At 68.4% G+C, this 20,799-nt stretch carries 19 protein-coding genes and 11 pseudogenes; 15 read left to right on the top strand and 15 right to left on the bottom strand.

Annotated features, from left to right (window positions below; all coding sequences use genetic code 11):
- Positions 1-2: 2 nt before the first annotated feature.
- The 5 genes and pseudogenes from V7E46_RS02780 to V7E46_RS02760 form a co-directional block, all read right to left on the bottom strand.
- Positions 3-236, bottom strand: a pseudogene (locus tag V7E46_RS02780) (DUF2243 domain-containing protein); the annotation flags it as partial.
- A 66-nt stretch (positions 237-302) separates the two neighbouring features.
- A pseudogene (locus V7E46_RS02775) lies at positions 303-1,455 on the bottom strand (aminotransferase class I/II-fold pyridoxal phosphate-dependent enzyme); the annotation flags it as partial.
- A 421-nt stretch (positions 1,456-1,876) separates the two neighbouring features.
- Positions 1,877-2,885, bottom strand: a pseudogene (locus tag V7E46_RS02770) (alcohol dehydrogenase catalytic domain-containing protein).
- 178 nt (positions 2,886-3,063) lie between these two features.
- On the bottom strand, positions 3,064-3,537 hold the full coding sequence (locus V7E46_RS02765; RefSeq protein WP_333766896.1) for a hemerythrin domain-containing protein: 474 nt from the start codon (positions 3,535-3,537) through the stop codon (positions 3,064-3,066).
- A 237-nt stretch (positions 3,538-3,774) separates the two neighbouring features.
- A complete protein-coding gene (locus V7E46_RS02760; protein WP_333766895.1) occupies positions 3,775-4,059 on the bottom strand; it encodes an STAS domain-containing protein in 285 nt (94 codons plus the stop codon).
- Positions 4,060-4,356: 297 nt separating this feature from the next.
- On the opposite strand from V7E46_RS02760, the gene V7E46_RS02755 reads away from it, so the two are divergent.
- Positions 4,357-4,629: a hypothetical protein gene (locus V7E46_RS02755; protein WP_333766894.1), complete on the top strand. Its 273-nt coding sequence runs from the start codon at positions 4,357-4,359 to the stop codon at positions 4,627-4,629.
- A gap of 15 nt (positions 4,630-4,644) precedes the next feature.
- A pseudogene (locus V7E46_RS02750) lies at positions 4,645-4,770 on the top strand (transposase); the annotation flags it as partial.
- An 11-nt stretch (positions 4,771-4,781) separates the two neighbouring features.
- Here V7E46_RS02750 and V7E46_RS02745 read toward each other — a convergent pair.
- Positions 4,782-5,498 (bottom strand): hypothetical protein, encoded by a 717-nt coding sequence (locus V7E46_RS02745; protein WP_333766893.1) that lies wholly within the window; start codon positions 5,496-5,498, stop codon positions 4,782-4,784.
- Positions 5,499-5,753: 255 nt separating this feature from the next.
- Here V7E46_RS02745 and V7E46_RS02740 point away from each other — a divergent pair.
- A pseudogene (locus tag V7E46_RS02740) lies at positions 5,754-6,014 on the top strand (hypothetical protein); the annotation flags it as partial.
- Positions 6,015-6,056: 42 nt separating this feature from the next.
- Here V7E46_RS02740 and V7E46_RS02735 read toward each other — a convergent pair.
- Positions 6,057-6,245, bottom strand: coding sequence for a helix-turn-helix domain-containing protein (locus V7E46_RS02735; protein WP_333766892.1), 189 nt, complete (start codon positions 6,243-6,245; stop codon positions 6,057-6,059).
- A 134-nt stretch (positions 6,246-6,379) separates the two neighbouring features.
- Here V7E46_RS02735 and V7E46_RS02730 point away from each other — a divergent pair.
- Together V7E46_RS02730 and V7E46_RS02725 are read left to right on the top strand one after the other, a co-directional pair.
- Positions 6,380-7,564 (top strand): annotated as a pseudogene (locus V7E46_RS02730) (IS256 family transposase).
- A complete protein-coding gene (locus V7E46_RS02725; RefSeq protein WP_333766891.1) occupies positions 7,561-8,058 on the top strand; it encodes an HAD domain-containing protein in 498 nt (165 codons plus the stop codon). The pseudogene V7E46_RS02730 and the gene V7E46_RS02725 overlap by 4 nt, the downstream one beginning before the upstream one ends.
- A gap of 283 nt (positions 8,059-8,341) precedes the next feature.
- On the opposite strand, the pseudogene V7E46_RS02720 reads toward V7E46_RS02725, so the two are convergent.
- The 5 genes and pseudogenes from V7E46_RS02720 to V7E46_RS02700 form a co-directional block, all read right to left on the bottom strand.
- A pseudogene (locus V7E46_RS02720) lies at positions 8,342-8,670 on the bottom strand (hypothetical protein).
- A 73-nt stretch (positions 8,671-8,743) separates the two neighbouring features.
- Positions 8,744-9,613, bottom strand: coding sequence for an IS5 family transposase (locus tag V7E46_RS02715; protein WP_333766890.1), 870 nt, complete (start codon positions 9,611-9,613; stop codon positions 8,744-8,746).
- A 228-nt stretch (positions 9,614-9,841) separates the two neighbouring features.
- A complete protein-coding gene (locus V7E46_RS02710) occupies positions 9,842-10,456 on the bottom strand; it encodes a hypothetical protein (RefSeq protein WP_333766889.1) in 615 nt (204 codons plus the stop codon).
- A gap of 15 nt (positions 10,457-10,471) precedes the next feature.
- The gene (locus V7E46_RS02705) at positions 10,472-10,642 is read right to left on the bottom strand and encodes a hypothetical protein (RefSeq protein WP_333766888.1); all 171 of its coding nucleotides are present in this window, start codon (positions 10,640-10,642) and stop codon (positions 10,472-10,474) included.
- A 56-nt stretch (positions 10,643-10,698) separates the two neighbouring features.
- On the bottom strand, positions 10,699-10,950 hold the full coding sequence (locus V7E46_RS02700) for a GNAT family N-acetyltransferase (protein ID WP_333766910.1): 252 nt from the start codon (positions 10,948-10,950) through the stop codon (positions 10,699-10,701).
- A gap of 95 nt (positions 10,951-11,045) precedes the next feature.
- On the opposite strand from V7E46_RS02700, the pseudogene V7E46_RS02695 reads away from it, so the two are divergent.
- The 6 genes and pseudogenes from V7E46_RS02695 to V7E46_RS02675 all read left to right on the top strand — a co-directional run.
- Positions 11,046-11,486: pseudogene (locus V7E46_RS02695) on the top strand (transposase); the annotation flags it as partial.
- Positions 11,487-11,626: 140 nt separating this feature from the next.
- Entirely contained in the window at positions 11,627-12,112 is a 486-nt protein-coding gene (locus V7E46_RS33775) for a transposase family protein (RefSeq protein ID WP_443053961.1), read from the top strand.
- A complete protein-coding gene (locus V7E46_RS02690) occupies positions 12,112-12,678 on the top strand; it encodes a transposase (protein WP_333766887.1) in 567 nt (188 codons plus the stop codon). The genes V7E46_RS33775 and V7E46_RS02690 overlap by 1 nt, the downstream gene beginning before the upstream one ends.
- 74 nt (positions 12,679-12,752) lie before the next feature.
- Positions 12,753-12,971, top strand: a pseudogene (locus tag V7E46_RS02685) (transposase); the annotation flags it as partial.
- Positions 12,972-13,650: 679 nt separating this feature from the next.
- Entirely contained in the window at positions 13,651-14,007 is a 357-nt protein-coding gene (locus V7E46_RS02680; RefSeq protein ID WP_333766886.1) for an integrase core domain-containing protein, read from the top strand.
- 10 nt (positions 14,008-14,017) lie between these two features.
- Positions 14,018-14,485, top strand: a pseudogene (locus V7E46_RS02675) (transposase family protein); the annotation flags it as partial.
- A 121-nt stretch (positions 14,486-14,606) separates the two neighbouring features.
- On the opposite strand, the pseudogene V7E46_RS02670 reads toward V7E46_RS02675, so the two are convergent.
- A pseudogene (locus V7E46_RS02670) lies at positions 14,607-15,718 on the bottom strand (IS1380 family transposase); the annotation flags it as partial.
- 169 nt (positions 15,719-15,887) lie between these two features.
- Positions 15,888-16,682 (bottom strand): MerR family transcriptional regulator, encoded by a 795-nt coding sequence (locus V7E46_RS02665; protein WP_333766885.1) that lies wholly within the window; start codon positions 16,680-16,682, stop codon positions 15,888-15,890.
- 78 nt (positions 16,683-16,760) lie between these two features.
- Between V7E46_RS02665 and V7E46_RS02660 the strand changes: the two genes are divergently transcribed.
- Together V7E46_RS02660 and V7E46_RS02655 are read left to right on the top strand one after the other, a co-directional pair.
- Positions 16,761-17,123, top strand: coding sequence for a nuclear transport factor 2 family protein (locus V7E46_RS02660; protein ID WP_333766884.1), 363 nt, complete (start codon positions 16,761-16,763; stop codon positions 17,121-17,123).
- A 36-nt stretch (positions 17,124-17,159) separates the two neighbouring features.
- Positions 17,160-17,945 (top strand): SDR family oxidoreductase, encoded by a 786-nt coding sequence (locus V7E46_RS02655; RefSeq protein ID WP_333766883.1) that lies wholly within the window; start codon positions 17,160-17,162, stop codon positions 17,943-17,945.
- A gap of 303 nt (positions 17,946-18,248) precedes the next feature.
- Here the strand turns inward: V7E46_RS02655 and V7E46_RS02650 are convergent, their stop codons facing one another.
- Entirely contained in the window at positions 18,249-19,265 is a 1,017-nt protein-coding gene (locus V7E46_RS02650; protein WP_333766882.1) for a helix-turn-helix transcriptional regulator, read from the bottom strand.
- Positions 19,266-19,326: 61 nt separating this feature from the next.
- Here V7E46_RS02650 and V7E46_RS02645 point away from each other — a divergent pair, with 61 nt between their 5' ends.
- Positions 19,327-19,782 (top strand): VOC family protein, encoded by a 456-nt coding sequence (locus tag V7E46_RS02645; protein WP_333766881.1) that lies wholly within the window; start codon positions 19,327-19,329, stop codon positions 19,780-19,782.
- A 546-nt stretch (positions 19,783-20,328) separates the two neighbouring features.
- Positions 20,329-20,718: a hypothetical protein gene (locus V7E46_RS02640; RefSeq protein ID WP_333766880.1), complete on the top strand. Its 390-nt coding sequence runs from the start codon at positions 20,329-20,331 to the stop codon at positions 20,716-20,718.
- The last annotated feature ends 81 nt before the right edge of the window (positions 20,719-20,799 follow it).

Raw genomic sequence — 20,799 nt, 5'->3', positions numbered from 1 at the left:
TGTCATCGGCCCGGCGCCCGCCCGGCTGCGGACTCATCTGCCCCGGAGACGTGCAGGCGCCGCGCGGCGACACGGACGAGCAGTGCGCCGATGACGAGGAACACCACCGCCAGGACGTTCCAGGTCCAGTCGTAGGCGACCAGGTCGACCTGGTAGCAAATCTGGTGGAGCCGGAGGATCTTGTGCTGCACCGTCCCGTCGTACAGCTGGAAGAAGCCGGCGCCCAGGAGGATGCCGCCGAGCAGCCCGCGGCCGGTCAGGGCTTGCTGTCGGCGCAGGTCCGCGACCCAGACGAGGGCGTCCTCGACCGATACGCGAAGGGTGTCGAGGCCGGCGTCTGCGGCGTCGGGGACGACCATGCCGCTTTGCACCCCGCTACGCAGGTAGTCCACCACGGCCTGGTTCAGTCGCTCGCCGGGGAGGGCCGCGGGGATCCCCGGCGGGTACGGGGTGAGCATCTCGGCGCAGATCCGGCCGACTGCCTTGTCGGCGGGCACCTGCTCCACCTTGCCGAAGAAGGCGTCGCGGGGGAGATCCGCCTGGTCCAGGCGTAGGTGGCGCGGTTCGGGGATGTCGACGGGCGGCGCGGGCCGAAGTTGACCGGCGTGGGTGACGAGGTCACGCAGGCCGGTCAGGAGGCGTGCGGTGGTGGTCTCGTCGTCGGCGTGGGTGAGCTGGGCGCTGATCCGGCGGTGGTCGGACAGGTGGAAGTTGATGTGGTGGTGCTCGCGTATCCAGTCTGCTGCGTCGTAGCCGTTGACCCTGATCTCGTTCAGGTCGATGAACACCTGGAGGGGGTCCATGTCGAAGGCTCGCCCGGTGGCGCAGAAGTCGTCGCAGTCGTTGACGTGCAGGCCGTCGATACCCTTGGCGGCCGTCCTGAGGTCGCGGGCGAGGGCAGGAGTCTGCTCGTAGAGGTCGTGCCCGTGCTCGACCATCTGGCGGCGCCAGCCGTCGAGGCCGGCATAGATCAGGACGGACGGGCTGGTGGTGCCCAGAACGTCGGCGCGTGAGGCGAGGGTCGCTTTGGTGATCAGGTCGCCCTGGAGGTGGAAGCCCGAGCCCTGTTCCAGGCCGGAGCCCATCTTGTGGACCGAGGTCACGCAGACGTCGGCGCCAACGTCCATGGCCCATGCGGGCAGGTCGGGGTGGAAGGGGAGGTGGGCGCCCCATGCCTCGTTCACGATCAGCGGCAGACCCCGATTATGGCAGGTACCGGCGATGGCAGCGATGTCGGCACAGGTCGGCCTGTTCCAGGACGCCGTGAGAGGAGGTGCGATCGTCCATGCCGGCCACTGCGAGCATGTCGGCATGGAAGAGGGCGTCACCGAGCACGGCGCGCACCCGCGGATCGGCGCCGCGCCCCTGCTTGTGCCCCGGCGGGGTGAAGGGCAGTTGGTGCTGTTCCTGGTAGGCCGACACGGCGTCCAGGACGGGAGCCTTCGAGTGGTCCATGATGGTGCGCTTTTCCTTTCGCGAACATGGCGTGGCGCGGCACTGCTGATCAGCGGCCGGGCGGGACAGCGGGATGGATGCCTTCGGCCCTGTGGCTCTGCTCCGTTCCGTAGGCGCACCTGGACCCGCCTATCGGTGACCCGGGTGTCGAAGACGGGCTGGGCGGCCGTTTGCCGGGCAGGTCACGTTCCACCCGTCCGCCAGGCGGAAACGAGATGGCCGCCCAAGGCGCCGCTGACGGAGACGGTGGTGAGACCAGCGACGGCCAGGGACCGCCCCCGCTAATGTGCCGGCCGGTCAGCCGCCGCGCCGGCGATCCGGCACAGCAGGAGACGGCCACTGTGTTGAGCGCGGCGAGGGCCAGGCCACCTTCGCTGTCCGCCGACTCTCTCGCGGCACGGCGGCGCATCGCAGCGTGCGGTCAGGGCGTGAAGAACACCTTGACCGCTCCGTCCTGCTTCTTCTGGAACATCTCGTACGCCTGAGGGGCCTCGTTCAGCGGCAGCCGGTGGGTGGCGAAGTCGTCGACGCCCAGGGGGTCGGCGTCGGTCAGGAGGGGGAGGAGGTCGTCCACCCATCGCCAGACGTTGGCCTGGCCCATGTGCAGCTGGATCTGCTTGTCGAACATGGTCAGCAGGGGGAGGGGATCGGCGATGCCGCCGTAGACGCCCGACAGGGAGATGGTGCCGCCCCGCCGGACCAGTTCGATGGCGAGGTGAAGGGCGGTCAGGCGGTCGACGCCGGCCCGCTGCATCATTCGCGAGGCCAGCGCGTCCGGCAGCAGGGTGGTCATCTGCTGCATGCCTTCGGCGAGGGGTGCGCCGTGGGCTTCCATGCCGACGGCGTCGATGACCGAGCCGGGGCCGCGGCCGCCGGTGGTCTCGCGTACGGCATCGGTGATCTTGTCGCCGTACTCGGTGAGGTCGAATGTGTGCACCCCGCGCGCCTGAGCGCGGCGCAGGCGCTCCGGGACGATGTCGATGCCGATGACCTTGCCGGCGCCGCGGTGGGCGGCGATGCGGGCGGCCATGTCCCCGATCGGGCCGAGGCCGAGCACGGCCACCGTGCCCTCCGGAGGCACGGCAGCCGCTGCCGTGCCCATGGACCTGTATCGTCTCGCACTGGGAGTGCAGGCCCCGCTCGCACATGAAGCAGGTGCCGCAGGAGACGTTGAACGGGACGACCACCCGGTCGCCCGCCCGTAGCGCCGTGACGTCGAGTCCGACGTCCTCCACGATGCCCATCGGTTCGTGGCCCAGGATGTCACCGGCGTCGAGGAAGGGGCCGAAGACCTCGTACAGGTGCAGGTCGGAGCCGCACAGGCCGGTTGTCGTCACTTTGACGACGATGTCCGTGCGGTCCTGGAGCACCGGGTCCGGGACGGTGTCGACGCGTACGTCGCGCTTGCCGTGCCAGGTCAGTGCCTTCACGATGGCGCCTTCCTTGGAGCGATCGGTCCGGTGGGACGGGGCGCCGCTCCCTTGTGAGCCGCGTGGAGCACTCCAGTGCCGTTCCCCTTCGGGCGCCGGGTGAGCGAGCCCGATGCGTGATGTCCCCCGTGCGGCCCTCAACGAGCGGCGTGCGGGACCCGCCGTCGCTGTGGGGGCCTCACTGATCGGCGCTGGGCACCTTCAGGGGATCGCGGGGCGCGGTCGGCTTAGCGGCGGCGAGCTGCTCTCCCAGGTCGGTCAGGCGGTTGCGCCCCAAGGCAGCCCGGACCTGCGGGAACCACTCCTGTTCCTCCTCCTCGACGTGATGGCGCACGTTCTCGATCAGTACCGTCATCTTGGCGTCGAAGCGCTCGTCGGCCGGATCCATGCCGGCCAGCTCGGACAGCATCCACAGCACCACGTGGTGCTCCTCCACGCTTTCCAGCACGTGGTCTTTCGTCTGGGGGACGGCTTCCCGGGCGGCGGGGTAGAAGACCCGCTCCTCGATCCACGCGTGCACGGTCAGTTCCTCAATGACCTTGTCAGCGATCTTCCGCTTGGTCTTGTAGGCCTTCTCGCCGGCCTGCTCGAACTCCTTGAACAGCTTCTCGACGACCTTGTGGTCGTCCTTCAGCAGCACGATCGCATCCATGGGCGAGGCGCCTTCCTTTCGAGTACGGCAGCCGTTCCCTCCGAGCGAGAGAACGTGCGCGTCACAGGCCGCCGTTGGCATGCCTGCGTTGGCCGCCTTCCCGGGCGCGTACGCGGAACACTTTGCGGGGGACAGGGACATGGACGGCCCCTGCTCCCGAGCGCCGATACACCCTGGGCCGCATATGCGCCAGGGCCGGCGAAGCCGAATCCGTCAGATGTGCCGCGGCGGCTGTTTCTACCCGTTGCCGAGGAACGGCCCGGCTTCCGCGAGCTGGAAGAGCCGGGCCACCGGGGCGCGTGCTTCCACCACCGTGAAGGGGATCGCTTCCAGGTGAGCGCGTGCCCGAGCTCCGAGCAGGACGTTCAGCCCAGAGCAGTCGCAGAACGTCACCGAGCCCAGGTCGATCTCTACGCCGCGGGGACAGTCGGCCAGGGCTTCATCTGCCGCTTTTTGCAGCTGCGGACTGGTCGCAAGGTCGAGCTCCCCCGACACGGTTATCGTTGTCCGGTTCTCCCTCACCGCGGTGAGGGTCCGGAACTGCCCGGCACCGGTCCTTGGTCCCCAAGCCAGGGCGGCACGCCCGTGTCCGCCGCCCTGCGGCAGAGAGCTGGGTCCCTCGTCTACGCGCGCTATGGCAACGGAACCCTAGGATGCACCGAGTACGGGGTGGGGCAACGTATCCCCGGACAGGGGCTGGCGGTGCGGTGTGTGGAGCCAGCTGCGGTATCCGAGCTGTGCGGCTCGCCGGTACGCGTTCCTGTGCTCTGCCATGTATGGCCGGGGGATGTGGCCGAGACTGTCGGCCCGGAGGGGGCTATGGCCGATGGTGACCAGGAGATCACTGACGCCGAGCGCCTGCTCGTGGCAGTCCTCGACGCGCGGCAGATCGCGTCCAAACCGGTCCTGGCCGAGGTGCTCGGCGTGAGCCTGAACACCGTACGCAATGCCCTCGCGACGCGCAGCCGGTCCTTGAGGAGGCGGGCATCGCTCTCCAACCCGCCCCACGACGCTTCAGCTCGGCCGCCGAAATACTCGCCCGCATCGCGAACCTGCCGGACGATCAAGGACAGGCCGGCGACACGCCGATAGCTTGATTCTTTACGGCTGCACCTCATGCGGGCGTCGTTCCGCTACGCGGCCCGCCAGGACTGGGACAAGATCTCGAAGGTACTCAAGCCGATCTACACAGCCCCGACCGCCGATGCCGCCGAAGAGCGGTTCCCGGAATTCAGGGCTGGGCCTCAGCGCAGGATGCTCACCGCGCGGGCGACCACCAGAAGTGAGGTCAGCAGCGCGGCGACGCTCTCCACGCTCATGAGGAGTTTCGCCCGGCTCGACAGCGGCATGGTGTCGGTAGGGCTGAAGGCCGTCGAGTTCGTCACCGAGATGTAGAGGTAGTCCGGCAGGGTCGGCACCCAGTCGCTGGTGGTGCTCGCCCCGTCCGATACCTCTTGGACGGTGTCGCCGTTCTCGTCCTGGGAGAACCGGAAGTCCGCCAGCGGCAGGTCCTCCCGCGGTGCCTGAGTACGGGCGACAGGGCCGCCACGGTCGAGTTCCCAGTAGGCCAGGCCGAAGACGATGATGTTGGTCAGCCATACCTGCAAGGCCGCCAGCAGGAGGGACCGGCCGTCTTTTACCTGGGCGTGGACGAGTTGGTCGAGGAGGAGCCCCAGCGCGGTGAGGTTGCTGACCGCGATGGTCAGGACTAGGGCGAGCGACAGGAAGCGGAAGGCACGGGTCTGCCGGGTCAGCCGTTTGGGGTTGATCGCGATCAAGGGGACGAGCAGCAGGAGTTCCAGCGCGGGCAGGACATACCGGGGGGCGACGAGGAGTGTGTGCGGCAGGGCCACGTAGAGCGCGATCGCGGTGAGCGTCGCTGCGACGGCGGGCATCCGGGCCTCACCGCGCCGCTGGTGGCGGGGGTGACGTATGCGGGCGTCCGCGCGGCTCTTGGCCATGGTCGGGTTTCCTCTCGGTGCTGGCAGCCCGCTGAGGGGCACCGAAGTCTATCTGCGGTGCGAAGGCCCACTCGGCCTTCCGTTCCCCGTGGTCGGGATCCACGGTCCGCAAGAGCCGCGCAGGGACCAGGGCCGGCTGAGGCCCTGACGCGTCGATGCCGCGGCTCGGGCGGTTTGCCCGCGTCTGCCTGGCGTGGAAGCTGCCGCACACCACAGCTGGCCTCCTCACGCCGCTTCCGAGGGGGCGAGCGCACCTACCTGACGACGAAGCGGTGCCAGCGGTTCGGGACATGGGCGGAGGCGCACAATGTCGAGATCGCTTACACCCCGACCAACAGCTCCTGGCTGAACCGGATCGAGGCCCAGTTCACCGCCCTGCGCTACTTCGCTCTCGACGGCACTGACCATGCCAGCCACAAGGAGCACGGGAGCATGATCCGCCGGTACATCATCTGGCGGAACAAGCACGTCGCCGACGAGCGCCTACGCGGAATCGTCACCAGGGCGAGTGCCGCTCGACGCAGCGCCAACTCCGCATCGTGCGCCGCCACCTGTCAGCTACTGAGCACTCCGGTCGTCGAGCCCGGCGATGACTCTGACGTCCGCTTCGGACATGTCCAAGATCCCGGCGATCAGGCGGGCCCGCAGCAAGCTCGGATTGTGTCCGCGGCGGAGCCTGTGGATGGTGGACATCGACAGTCCGGCGGCCCTGGCCGTGTCCCTGACCAAAATCCTGCGCTGGTCCATGAGCAATGCTCAAGACCTGTGGATCGGGCTCGGGAGGGGTGCCTCGCGGAACACGGAGGGCGTACCTTCCCGAGTGATCGATTTCTGGTCATCGAGTAGGCCCGCGTTGCAGCGCGGGTCGGGAAGGCCCGCCCGTGCTGAGCGTAGTCAACGAGGACGGCACCACCCAGACAGGCTCCTTGATGGGCGACATCGTCCGTGAGGGTGCCCGTCGGATGCTCGCCGCGGCTCTGGAAGCCGAGGTCAACCAGTACATAGCTGAGTTGGCGGGCGAACGGGACGAGGCCGGTCGTCGTCTGGCGGTCCGCAACGGCCACCACTGCGAGCGGACGGTGACCACCGCCGCCGGGCCGATTGCGGTGAAGGCGCCGCGGGTGAACGACAAGCGGGTCGACGGCGAGACGGGCGAGCGCAAGCGGTTCTCGTCCAAGATCCTCGCCCCCTGGTGCCGGAAGTCCCCGAAGATCAGCGAGGTCCTGCCCCTGCTCTACCTGCACGGTCTGTCCTCTGGCGACTTCGTGCCCGCGACGGAGCAGTTCCTCGGCTCGGCCGCTGGGCTCTCACCGGCCACGGTGACCCGGCTGACCAAGCAGTGGAGCGACGACCACGCCGCCTTCCAGGACCGGGACCTGTCCGGATCCGACTACGTGTACGTGTGGGCCGACGGCGCCCACCCCAAGATCCGTCTCGGCCAGGCCCGCTCCTGCGTCCTGGTCCTCATGGGCGTGCGCACCGACGGCAGCAAGGAGCTGATCGCGCTCGCCGAGGGCCTGCGCGAGTCGACCGAGCCCTGGGCCGACCTCCTGCGTGACTGCCGCCGGCGTGGCATGCGCGATCCCCAGCTCGTCGTCGGCGACGGAGCCATGTGACTGTTGCGGGCCCTGGCCGAGGTGTTTCCGCAGGCCAGACATCAAAGGTGCTGGGTTCACAAAATCCGGAACGTGGTCAACGCTCTGCCGAAATCGGCCCAGCCCGGCGCGAAGAAGGCCCTGCAGGAGATTTACAACGCCGAGGACCGCGATCACGCCGAGAAGGCGGTGAAGGACTTCTCGTTCTACGACTTCCCGGCCGAGCACTGGGTCCACCTGCGCACGACGAGTCCGATCGAGTCGACCTTCAGCACGGTAAAGCTGCGGACCAAGGTCACCCGCGGCGTCGGCAGCCCGGCCGCGGCCCTGGCGATGGTGTTCAAGCTCGCCGAGTCCGCCCAGGCCCGCTGGCGCGCGATCACCGCACCCCACCTCGTCGCTCTCGTCCGCAACGGCGCCCGGTTCGAACGCGGCGCCGTGGTCGAGCGCGATCGGGAGGCTGCAGCATGAGTGAGCGCAAGCAACGCCCGCTGCTGTTCCTGGACGTCGACAGGCCTCTCCTGCCGTTTGGCGACGGCCCGCAGCGCGAACCGTCGGGCACCGCGGCAGACGCGCACCTGACCCGGCTCGACCCGCACCTCGGGCCTCTCCTCGTGGCACTGCCGTGCGAGCTGGTCTGGGCCACCACCTGGGAAGAAGCGGCGAACATCGACATCGCGCCGCGGCTTGGCCTGCCACCCTTGCCGGTCGTGCACTGGCCGGAAACCTGCGACGCGCATGCACGCGAGGACCAGTGGTTCGGGCTCCACTGGAAGACCCGAACCCTGGCGGCATGGGCGGACGGGCGCCCGTTCGTCTGGGTCGACGACGAGATCACCGAGGCCGATCAGGACTGGGTGTCCACCCACCACCCCACGCCGGCCCTCCTCCACCGCATCGCATCCTCCTGCGGCCTCACCGACGAAGACTTCGCCATCCTCGATCAGTGGCTACGGGCCACTTGAGGCTCCCGCGGTGATCCACAGGAATTGACAATTGCTCCAGGCTGCCACGGCCCGTGCCGTGGCGCTGACCTGCCTCGCGGTCGACGCCGGCGGCACGCTGATCGTCACCTCTCCCGCCGAAGGGGGTCCGGACGAAGCGCGAGCACTGGCCACCGCGGTGGCCGGCCACCTGCCCGCCGCCGCCCCGGGCGCTGTCGGCATCGCACTGCCCACCGGGGTCGTTGTCATCGCGGTGAACCAGGAGGCGCAACGCGGGTTGAGCGCCTGTGGTCTAGGGCGTGTTTTAGAAGTTTCTGCTGTGCTTGGTGGGTCGTGCGGGGAAGTCGCGGGCGGCCATCCAGATGGTCAGGTCGCGAGCGATCTGGTCGATGCTGGTCTTGGTGGCGACGTCGTGTTCGCGGCGGGGGTGTCGCGTCGGACGACCTCGTAGCCGCCTTCGTCCAGGACCGCGACCGACGTGAACCAGGCCGGGTCGTCCTCGTCGGGCTGGATGACGACGAACGTATTGTCCGAGTTGTTGAGGTCGTCGATCAGCATGAACAGCGCGTCCTCGGACGGGTCCTCGATGTGGTCGCCGCTCTCGCTCTCGGCCCGGTAGTACACAGCCCCCATCAGCCCTGTCTCCCCTCAACCCACTGACCTGATCGCGGCCAGAATGACATGCGCGGGTGACACTCCCGGCAGGTCACAGCCATTCGTTGATCGCAGCGATGAGGACGGTTGCTTCGAACCGGACCGCAAGCTTGTCGAACCGGGTGGCCACCGCCCGGTTCCGTTTCAGCCGGTTGATGCCGCACTCGACTGCGTGCCGGGCCTTGTAGTCCTCACGGTCGAAGGCCGGAGGCCGCTCGCCGACCGCGCCCCGGCGCTTGCGGTGACCTGCCTGATCAGCAGGTTCCGGAATCGTGCATCGGATTCCTCGCCGACGCAGATACGCACGGTTCGCGCGCGATGAATACGCCTTGTCGCCACGGACCCGCAACGGACGAACCCGTGGCCGGCCCAGGCCGAGGCGAGGGACCCGGACGGCTTCCAACACGGCTGTGAACTGCGGGCTGTCTCCCCACTGCCCGGCTGTGACCAGCAGCGATAACGGCTTCTGCCCTTGCTCGCAGGCCAGGTGAATCTTCGTGGTCCAGCCTCCGCGTGAGCGGCCCAGGCCGTGATCGTCAGGTTCGGCCCGATGACCGCCCGGCGGTTCCTTCTGGGTCCTACCGTCGCGCCGGGCACCGGCCGCGTGCTGATGGGCGCGGCAGATCGTGGAGTCGACGTTCACCTCCCAGGTGATCAGCCCGGCCGCATCCGCCCGGACCTGCAACCCGGTCAACACCGCAGCCCAGACACCATCGCGCTGCCAGCGACGGAAAAGCCCATAGCCCGTCTGCCACGGACCGTACTCGGGTGGCAGATCCCGCCACGGTGCCCCGGTCCGCACCCGCCATCGGATCCCGTCGATCAACCGCCGCCGGCCCACCGACGGCCTGCCCAGCACCGCGACCGGCAACAACGGCTCCAGCACCGCCCACTGGTCATCTGAAAGATCCCCTCGCCCCACACCGGGATCATCACGGCACGAGGCGAGACACGGACCCCGGTTCTAAAACACGGCCTAGTCAAGCAGCTCCTGAACGGCCGCGGTGGCGGCTCTGCGCAGCTCGCGCATGGAGGCGGTGTGCCCGGCGCCCAGGTGGCTGACACCCTCGCGGAACTCACACGCCTCGAGGGCGGGCGCTGACCAGCGGTTCGGCAGGCACAATCGCGTGGAGCGGGGTGGCGCTGGCGGTCAGGGGGGTCTGATCCGGCTCGCCACCCAGGGGATGCTGCGGCCGGTGGCCGCTGCCAGCTCCCGGAGGGCAGCACCGCTTGCGGCCTGGTCGCACAGCCAGGCGCCGATGTCGTGGGCGCCGACGCGTTCGGCGGCTTTCCGGTCGTTGAGCTGGATGCGGGCGTAGCGGCCGGCGGTGGTGTTCTGGCCGGTGGGCCGGATGCGGATGCCGTGCTCGGCCAGCAGTTGCCGCAGGCGGTTCCGGCCCACGCCCAGGATGCGGGCGGTGTCCTCAATGCTGTTCTGCTGCTCGGTGCAGACGGTGCGCAGCGCGTGCCCGAGGTCGGTGAAGCCGCCTGTTCGCAGGGTGGCGGCCAGCCGGTCCTCGGCGGCCCGGGCCCGTGTACGCCGGCCCGCGGTGAGAGCGTCCTGCCGGACGCGGCGCAACTGCTCCGCGTCGGCTTTGTCCTGTTCGCCGTCCCATCTTCTGCGGACGAGTTCGCCGGAGCGGGCCATCGCCTGGCCTGCAGCGAAGTGGGCCCGGGTTAGGGGCGAAGCGGCGTAGATCGCGATGTGGGCCAGGGACTGCTCCTGCGACAGGGACCGGGCGCTGAGCGGCGCGGTGCGCAGCAAGCCGAACTCCTGGGTTTACTGGGCGGCGCTCATCCAGTGCACGCGTACGTGGGCGCCGAGCGCGCGGAAGGCGCGTCCGCACAGGTGGCAGACGACGGTGTCGGGGGCCTCGTCGCGGATCAGCCGGCCATAGTCCGGGTGACGGGTGCCGCGCGGCGCTTCCTGGCGTCCGTGGGTGGAGGTCATCGCTGCTTCCGGGTCGGGGCGCGGGACGGCGGAGCCGGGCGGTACCGGTGGTGTGGTCAGTGGGGGCAGTGCATCAGCAGGCGGACGGCTCCGGTCCGGCCGGGGGCGGGCAGGTTGCGGGTGGTCTGCCAGCCGCGGGAGCGGTACAGGGCCAGAGCCGGTGCGCCATAGGGGTGGGTGATCAGCCACCGGGGTCCGGGCGGGGTCGCGGCGGTGAGGGCGTCGTGCAGGGCCGCGCCGACGCCGCGCCCGCTGAGGTGGGGGGCGACGGCGAGTTCGCGCAGCTCGAACGGCGGGCGCTCCGATATCGGTGGGTGGCCGGCCAGGGCGGCCAGATGCCGACCGGGCCGCCTCGCCCGATCGAGCGATATGCCCGGTTGGGGCCTCGTGCATGAGTGGTCTCATGACCTCTTCGGAGCAGCGTGAGCCGTATTTGAGTGATCTTTCCGATGCCCGCTGTGCGTTGATGGAACCTACGTTGACGGCCTGGCGGGCCGAGCGGCAGAAGACCTCGCTCAACCTCGGCGGGAAGGTCACCGACCTGCGAGAAGTCATGAACGCGATCCTCTTCCTCAATCGGACCGGGGTCCCCTGGCGCTACCTGCCGAACGCCTTCCCGCTCCACACCACCGTGTTCGGCTACTTCAGCTCCTGGACCGCCGACGGCACCATCGAGAAACTCGGCCTCCGCCTGCACCGGATGGTCCGCGAGCAGGCAGGACGCACCGCCGAACCCACCGCCTGTGTCATCGACGCCCAGAGCGTCAAGACCGCCACCAGCGTGCCCACCGACACCCAGGGCACCGACGCCGGCAAGAAGATCGTCGGCCGAAAAGGTTCTGTCGCTGATCTTGTGATGCGGACGGCGAAGCGCCGGGCCGTCGTGGTTCGCGATCATGCACCGCGTGTTCTCGTGATTTGTTGCAGCAGTTGTTTCCGCACCTGTCCGCGCTTGCCATCGACGAGGTCGAACGCGGTTCTGCCGTGGTGTTGAGGGCTCGGGTGGCTGTGGAGGGCGGCTGGTGCCGGTGCGGACAGTGGTCTGGTCGGGTCCACGGCCGCTATGTCCGTAGCCTTCGAGACGTTGCGGTAGGCGGTGTCGGCGTGATCGTTGAGCTGCAGGTTCGCCGGTTCCGATGCCAGAACCCGGCTTGTCCGGCGGTCATGTTCGCCGAGCAGATCCAGGGCCTGACCAGGCCGCACAGCCGCTTCACCCCGTTGCTGCTCGGACTGCTGGCGCGGATTGGGCTCGCCCTCGCCGGTCGTGCTGGAGCACGGTTGACGGCGGTCTTGGGCGTTGCGACCGGCAGGGACCGGTGGCGGCATTCACGAGCTTGCGGACCGTCGCCTGGTGCAGGCCGAGCTCGCGGCCGATCACCGCCTTGGACAGCCCCTGAGCCCACAACTCGTGGGCTGCCGCGTGCTGGTCTTCGAACCTGGCCACAATCTTCAGCCCAGGGCGGGGCTTGATGATGCCTGGTCGATCCCTACACCGGCGCTGGAACGAGGGCATCCGCAACGCAGCCCAGCTCTTCCGGGAGATCCGGCAGCTCGGCTACCCCGGCGGCGAACTGGCGGTCCAACGGCACCTGCGACGCTACCGGACCAGTCGCGGACACATGCCGGCACCAGGTCCCAAGCCACCGTCGGTCCGCGAGGTCACCGCCTGGATCACCACCCACCCCGACCACCCCGACGGCACAGACGCGGACAAACTCGCCGTCCTACGGTCCCGCAACAAGGATCTCGACAGGCTCACCGGGCACGTCCGGGCCTTCGCGGTGATGCTGACCCACCGCGAAGGCCACCGCCTCGACGAGTGGATCCACACCGCCGAAACCGACGAACTCACCCCGGTCGCGTCGTTCGCCCACAACCTCCGCCGCGACATCGACGCCGTCCGCAACGGGATGACCCTGCCCTACAGTTCCGGCGCAGTCGAAGGCAACATCAACCGCCTCAAGATGCTCAAACGGCAAATGTTCGGACGCGCCAGCCTCGACCTCCTGCGCAAACGCGTCCTCCTGACCCGATGAACCTGTCGCGCGTCAGACTATGTGGCAGGGCTCGTTTCTTGCGGGTCCTGCTGTGTGAAGGAGTCTGATCGTTCATGGTGAGGCCACCGGCGTTGCCGTCGGAGGAGAAGGCCCGGATCGTGCTGTCGATCCTGGCCGGTGAGATAACCGTCGCGGAGGCCGCGCGGCGGGCGAAGGTGTCCGAGCAGTCGATCGGGACCTGGAAGCGCCAGTTCCTGGAGTCCGGCCGGGCCGGGCTGGCGGGCAAGTCTGGCCCCAGCACCCGTGAACAGAAACTCGAAGCGCAGGTGGCTGACTTGACGCAGGCGCTGGGCGAGGCCGCAGTCGAGCTGCGGGTGTGGAAGAAGTCCGCGGAGGGCCGGCTGGGCCCTTCGAGGACCTCGAGTGTGATCCGCGTCGAGGCGGGCATGCCGACCGAGAGGTTGTGCAGGCTGGTCGGCGTGCCCGAGCGTACCTGGCGCCGTCACCAGGCCCGCGCCCGCCACGGCGCCCGGGCCCGGGGACCGTGGCCGCGTCCGGCCCGCGAACGGGTGCGCGAAGCCGCCCGCCGCCACGCGCTCGCGCACCCCGCGTGGGGCCACCGCAAAGTGTGGGCGATGTGCCGCTGGGACGGCCACCGGGTCTCGCAGGCCATGCGGCTGCTTCGCGACGAGCGCCTGCTGTTGGAAGCGAACTGCCAGCGCGAACGCCGACAGGTCGCCGCCCGCCGCAAGGCTGCGTCCGCGACCGAGCCCACGGGGCCGAACCAGGTCTGGCAGCTGGACTTCTCCGAGTTCGAGACCACCGGTGGCGGCACCTGCGGCTGGCCGGCTGCCGGGACTACTGGTCGAAGTACGAGTTGGGCTGGCACATCTCGCCCACCGCGAACCAGCACGATGCGATCGCCGCCATCGAGCTCGCCCTGGCCGAGGCCGAACGGCTGGCCGGGGGGCCCCGCTGGTCGACCTGGCTCCCCGCGATCCGGATGGCACGGTGCAGCCGCTGGCCACGATCGTGACCGACAACGGCGGCCCGTTCCGCTCGTTCCGGTTCGAGGCGTTCATCGCCGCCCACCCAGAACTGCGGCACGTCCGCACCCGGGTCCGAACCCCGGGCCAGAACGGCTCACGCGAACGCGGCTTCGGTTCCCTGAAGTACGAGAAGCTGTTCCCCGAGGAGATCCCCGACGCTCTGGACCTGGTCCGCCACGCCGAGGACTATCGGACCGAGTACAACACCGTCCGCCCTCACGAAGCCCTGACCTGGAACCGGCCCCACGACGTCCACACCGGAGCCGCCGACCCCCTCGTCCCCAACTTTCCCAGCACCAAAATCATGTCAACAACTTGACGCGGGACACGTGCTCCTGGACGGCACACTCCTGCCGATCGACCGCATCGCCGCGGACCGGCCCTTCTACTCCGGAAAACACAAGGAGCACGGCATGAACGTGCAGGTCCTCACCGATCCGTCCGGCCGGCTGCTGTGGGTCTCACCGGCCCTGCCCGGAGCCGTCCACGACATCCGAGCGGCCCGCGAACACGGCATCATCGACGCCCTTGCCCAGGCAGGCATCCCGTGCCGGGCAGACAAGGGCTACCGCGGCGCCGGCGGCACAGTCCGCATCCCGTACTGGGAACGATGGGACACGCTCTCCCCAGGGCAGAAGACAATCAACCGCTCCCACGCAAAGATTCGCGCACTCGTCGAGCAGGCCATGGCGACCCTCAAGAACTGGCGGATCCTGCGCAAAAGGTGCTTCACCACGCGAATCACCGCCCTCGTCCAGGCCGCCCTCACCCTGCATCTGGCCAGCTCAAACCGATGAGCGAAAAGACTCAGCAGCGGGGGACCGCTTGGAGACCATGGCTCTAGAAAAGCCGCAGGTCAGAGGCTATTTTTCTGGGGACCAAGATTAGGTGATTCGGGTGCGGATTGTGCGGTTCCTACACGCGGCGGAGGGTTGCTGAGCGCCCTGGAGCGGGCGCCGGTGGTCCGGGTGTCTTGGTCAGGTGGGGCAGTTCAAGCTCGGCGATCGGGAGATTGGTGGTGTTGGTGGCGAAGCACGTCAGCCGCAGGCCGTCCGCATCGGTGATCCGCAACCGGGCACCGGGGTGCGGTCGTTCCTCGCGGACGATCAGCCGCATCCCCTTCGGCCAGCCGGTCAGGACGTCGCCGGTGAGTCCGGCAGCCCAGGCGCCGTCGCGGATCCCGCCGCCGGTCTCGACCGCCGACGTCCAGGCGGATGCCGGAACCTTCAGCACATGGTTGTAGATCTGCTCGGTGACGGTCATGCCGACGGAGGAGGGCAGCCACCGTCCCCGCTGGGCGAGCCAGGCGACGAAGGTATGGGTGCCGCCGGCGGAGTCGGTGCGGATCAGGGTCCGGCGCCCGCGCCGGTACTCCTTCGGCGGCTGAGCCAGGGCCAGTTGGGTGGCGGTGACGTGGTCGTCCGCCGTGTTCGAGCCCGCGTTACCCGGTCTGAGCAGAGCCGCGACCAGCTCACCGGTACCGCCCGGCCCGTGGTCGACGAACCCCATCAGCGGGTGGTGGCCGCAGGTTCGCTTCCAGGTGGGTGCGGCGTCCTCCTTGTCCGAGTGTGCGATCACCAGCACCCCCGTCGAGGTCCACGGTCACCGCCCCGTCCGCATCCGGCGCCCGCTCGCCGGCCAACTTCCAGACGCGGGCGCGCGCTTTGGCCCGGGCAGCACGGACCGCCGCCAGAGCCTCCTCCTCGGAGGCGGCGAGGGTGTCGATGAGGCGGGAGACCGTCGGGTCGGAGGCCACCGGCCCTGACACAGCCGGCTCCGCCCGCAGCATGCCGGCATCCGCGAGGCAGTCACCGCCCAAGGCGACCGTCAGGGCCACGTCCAGGAGGACCCTGCCCGGATCGTGGACGGCCCTCGGCTGCCGCCACGGCATCAGCGCCGCCGAGATCGCGGTGGCCGAGCCGACCTTGCGTACGGTCTCGACCAGCAGCACGCCCCCCGGCCTGCGAGACCACCGTCCGACCGCCGCTCTCGATGCGGACACGCGGGTACGACCCGATACGCTTCTCCACCACGAGTACCTCATTCCGTGCAGCCAACAAGGCCCTAGAAGGGCCAATCGTTGCAGTTCGGGGGTGCTCTCTGCTTTATTTGATCAAGCCTCGCTGCTCCAACCCGTGAGAGCGCGAGGCTCAACGTGTGCGCCCCGTCGTTCCAGGGCTCCGCACCGCACTGACCGCCTCAGGTGACACGGAAGACCGGCCAGCCGATCTCGGTGCGCCACGCAGCGGGATCGCTCGTGTCTCGGGGGCCGACAACGTAGACCTCCCGCACCGGCCCGGCCACCGACATCGCGTTCTCCACCACCCAGGTCCCGAGTTCGCCGTACGTGACCTCGATGCCGTCGTGCTCGCCGACATGGGTGGTGACCGCAAGTTCCGCGGCCGGCAGACTCACCGGGTGCACGCGTCCGGTGCGAGGTGGCGCAGCGGACGGCAGGTAGACGAGCGCGTGCCCGCGCTCCTGCTCGAAAAGGGCGTTGTCGTAGCTGCCGCCCGGCGGTCCGGTCACGTCGCCCGCGACGGCCGCCTCCAATTCGGCCATCGCGCCTGCGTACCAGGTCTCGATGTCGCGATGCCCGACTACGGCCTCCACCGCCGCAACCGTCCGTGCGGGCTCCGCACGCAGTTCGACGTCGATGGGCGCGGGGTCGGGCCGCAGCAGGCGGCGCAGCGACACGACCGCGGCCCGGGTGCGGTCGAGCGCATCCTCGAGGTGTTGCAGGTGGTCTGCGACCAGCGCCGCCCGGACACCGGGGTCGCGGGTCCGCAGGATCTGCTGCACATCGCTCAGGGGGACGTCGAGCTCGCGGAGCCGGTGGATGACCTGTGCGGTCGGGATTTGATCGACGCTGTAGTAGCGGTAACCGGTGGTCTCGTCCACCACGGCAGGTTCCAGCAGGGCCGCCTCGTGATACCGGCGCAGGGTCCGCACGCTCAAGTGGGTCAGCCGCGAGAACTCGCCAATGGTCAGCATCCCCTCATTCTGAACGTTCCCCCAGGGGGAGAGTCCACGGCTTGACCCTCCCGCGCCGCGAGGTCACACGGTGGGCTCATGACACAGCACACCGATCTTCCGTCCGATCTGCTCCCGACCACCGTGCGCCAGTTCTTCGCGGCGCACATCGCCCGCGACGCCGACACCGCCTCCTCGTTCCTCGCCGAGGATGCGGTGATCGTCGACCAGGGCGAGACCTTCCGCGGCCGGGAGGAGACCCACGCGTTCCTGCAGGACGCCGGGTCCGAGTTCGAATACACGACCGAGCAGATCGGCGCTCACTGCGTCGATGACACCCACTGGGTGCTCACCGTGCGGCTCGAAGGCAGCTTCCCGGGAGGCGTCGCCGAGCTCGACTACCGGTTCGCTCTGAGGGACGACCTCATCGCCGAACTCGTCATCGCCAACCACCCGGCCTGACCGAACCTACGCCACCTCGATCTTCGGGAGATCAAAATGTCTAGTTCAGATCGCGACCGTCTCAACGGTCGCCGGGCGCTGGTCACGGGCGGTTCGAAGGGCTCGGGCAAGGCCGTCGTAGAGAGACTGCGAGAGCTGGGTGCCGACGTGTGGACCACGGCACGCACTATGCCCGACGGCTACGAGCGCCCCGACCGGTTCATCGAGGCGGACACTTCCACGGTGGGCGGTGTAGAGGCTGTGGCGTCCAAGATCTCTGAGGGAGGTGCGCTGGACATCCTGGTGCACGTTGTCGGAGGGTCCTCGACCCCGCCTGGCGGATTCGCTGCAGCGGCCGAGGAGCACTGGCTGGCGGAGCTCAATCTGAACCTCTTGGGGGCTGTCCGACTGGATCGAGCGCTGCTGCCGGCGATGGTGGCGGCGGGATCAGGAGTAGTTGTCCACGTCACGTCGATTCAGCGTCAGATGCCCTTGCACGACGCGACGTTGCCGTACGCGTCAGCGAAGGGTGCCCTGCGTACGTACAGCAAGGGTCTCGCGAACCAACTGGCCCCACGAGGCGTGCGAGTTAACGCCGTCAGCCCCGGGGGGATTCAGACCGGCGCGTATGCAGGCTTCATCGACCAGCTCGCCAAGGGCAACGGACTGACCCGCGAAGAGGCGGAGCAGAGCCTGATGGCTTCCCTCGGAGGGATTCCCCTCGGAAGGTTCGCAACGACGGAAGAGGTCGCGGACCTGGTCGGCTTCCTCGTGTCGGACCGAGCCTCATCCATTGTGGGCGCGGAGTACGTCATCGACGGCGGTACTGTTCGAACCGTCTGAGCCAGGCACCGGTTCCGAGTAGCCACTCGCGAACAGCTCGATCCGGTGGCGGAACCCCCTCCCTCACAAGGACCGCGTGGGTACGATCAGATAGCCTTCTTCACCCGGAGAGCGCCCCTTTCCGTGCAGCCAACAGGACCCTAGAAAAGTCCAATCGCTGCATTTCAGGGGTGCTCTCTGCTTATGTGATCAAGCCTCGGCGCCCCCACTCGTGAAAGCGCGAGGCTCGCCGGGGTCACCCGCGATCAGGCCGTCCTGGCCGCGGGCGGCATCGAGTCGTTCCTCATCGTCGGTGACGTCGCGTTACCGGGCGGAGTGTTCAGCCAGTCGGCGTCCAAGTGCGAGAACCACAGTTTTGAGGGCTTCCGGCTGTTGGATGATGAAGGGCCGGTCCAGCATGGCGAGTGTCCCGGCGACCCACTCGAGGCGTTCAGCCCGCAAAAAAACGTGCAGCCAGTCATGTCCGTCTGCAGCATCGGGAGGAGACGCCGGCGCAACTGACCCGAGGGTTTCCGGAATCCAGCGCCGCACATGGGCCGGATCAGCGCGGATGAGCACGGAGACGTCGTATCGCGAAGGCGCCGCCGACAGTGGTCCCAACACCTGCGCCACGGGGTCGATGTTCGCGGGCGCTTCAAAGGTGCCTGGCAGAAGCCGCAGATCGGCCATCCTGTCCAGGCGGTAGGTACGCTGCGCCTGGCGGTCGGCGTCGAAGCCGGTGAGGTAGAGCAGGCTTTGGTACGCCACGATGCCGTGCGGCTGTACGTGCCGCGTAGCCGAATGCCCCTGACGCGTCCGGTACGCGAACGCCACCAGGTGCTGGTCCCGTGCTGCCTCAGCCAGACCGAGCAGCGTCTGAGCGCCTTCGTCAGTACCAGGACGAGCTTCGGCGTCGTCGTGGTCTTCCGCGCCCGGGCGTGGCTCACCGGTGAAGTCCACCGTCCGGAGTACCGCGTCGATGCGACGGCCTAGCGCGGCAGGCAGTACTCGGCGCACCTTCGCCGTGGCCGTCTCCATCACCAGCGGGGTTACCGGGCCACTGTGCGCATGCCGGGTGACCAGCAACGCCCACACCACGGCAAGGCCTTCCTCGTCGTTCAGCATCAGCGGCGGCATGCGGTAGTGACGGGCCAGACGGTAGCCGCCGTACCGACCGCGAACCCCGTCCACAGGAATGTCTATGTCGCGTAGCTGCTCCACATAGCGACGCACGGTGCGCTGATCGACTCCGAGGTGCTCGGCGAGGTCGGCAACAGTGCGGGTTCCTCCCGTCTGCAACAACTCCAGCAGGGCGAGGACGCGTGCGGTTGGTCGGGGCATAGCTGCGATGATGCGGTATTTCCGGGCGGAGAATGACCTGTATTCCTTCTACGGTGACCACATGACCACCACAGCCGCAGTGCACCTCGCCTCCGTCCGTCTCGTCACCGATGACATTCCGCGGCTCGTCCGCTTCTACAAGGCCCTCACCGGTGCGACCCCGCAGTACCTCACCGAGGATTTCGTCGAACTGGTGACCCCATCGGCCACGGTCGCTGTCAGCGGCTCCGCCCGCGTTGCTTTCATCACCACCAACACGCCCCGTGGGGGTGCGAACAACAGTGCGATCATCGAGTTCCTCGTCGACGACACCAACGCCGTGTACGAGAGGCTGGCGACCGACTTCGGCGAGGATCTTGACGTCGTTCAGCCTCCGACCATGATGCCGTGGGGTAATCTGTCGGCTCTTGTCCGCGACCCCGACGGATCCCTTGTCAACCTCTACACGCCAGTCACACCCGAGGCATGGCAGCTTCAGCGCAACCGGACACCGAAGCCACCGCACGCAGGCCTGTAAAGCGAGCGGTGCAACCGATGCCGGCGGCACGGCGGACCTGACAGGGGCGGGCCGGGCGAGCGTTGCCTGCTGATCGGGTCCGGGTTCTGCGGGTTGCCGCGCGTACCACAGCCGGGATTTCGCCCCAGGGACAGCGCTCGCTCGCACCAGGCAACCGAGCGGCGGTGCACCGAAGGGAGTCGGACGTGTTCGCCAAGGACTCCAGCCTCATTGATCATGCAGAGTGATCTGCATCAGTCCGATCCAGTGGTCGCGCGGTCACTCGACTACGGACTCTTGCCTGAACCAAAACCCTCGATGTGTCCGGACGTGATGCGGCGAGCACTTGTCATGAACCTATAAGATTCGGCCCGTCGTGAGGTTCGCTACACGGGAGCAACGACCCTGTCCTTGCCGAAAACCTCGTCCATGCAGGTCAAGTGGCATAGTGGTACTCGTGGAGGATGCCGCCGAGTCGATCGCGTCTTCGTATATCGAGACAGGCGATCTTGCCTGGATCGGCGATTCGTGGAGGCAGGGGCCCGGCGGTGGGCGTCTTCGAGGTCCATGACCAGGTTCTTGGCCGTCTCGTGTCATCCAGGCCGCGGTGGGATGCGCGGTGGTGCCCGGGATCCGGATGCGCCGGCTGGCGTGCTCGGTCACTGCGAAGACGTACACACCGACAACGACATCAAATTCCTCGATCCTGAGCTGGCGGACGCGCACGCTACGTTCATGGAAAGCCTCCGCCGACTGATCAACGAACTCGACGGCATGCACGACCCGGACAACGGCTCCAGCCCTCCGACCTACGTAGAGGTCCCCCCGGAGTGGAAGCACTCTGACCCCGAGCGATACCAGCAGACGTTGGCCGACCTGTCCGGGGCCCGTGACGCCTTCCTTGAAGCGCGCACCGAACTCATGAACTCGATGAACCGCCGGGGCCTCTTGAGCTGAGCGAGACGCAGACCACGTAGCGATCAAGGCCCGACGACGAGGTGACGGGCACTCCGGTGGCTCTGTTCACGAGAATGGGCT

The sequence above is a fragment of the Streptomyces sp. IBSBF 2435 genome (genome assembly GCF_036815005.1).
Taxonomy (GTDB): domain Bacteria; phylum Actinomycetota; class Actinomycetes; order Streptomycetales; family Streptomycetaceae; genus Actinacidiphila.
The sequence above is the reverse complement of the archived record's forward strand: the minus strand, read 5'-3'. Positions and strand labels throughout refer to the sequence as shown.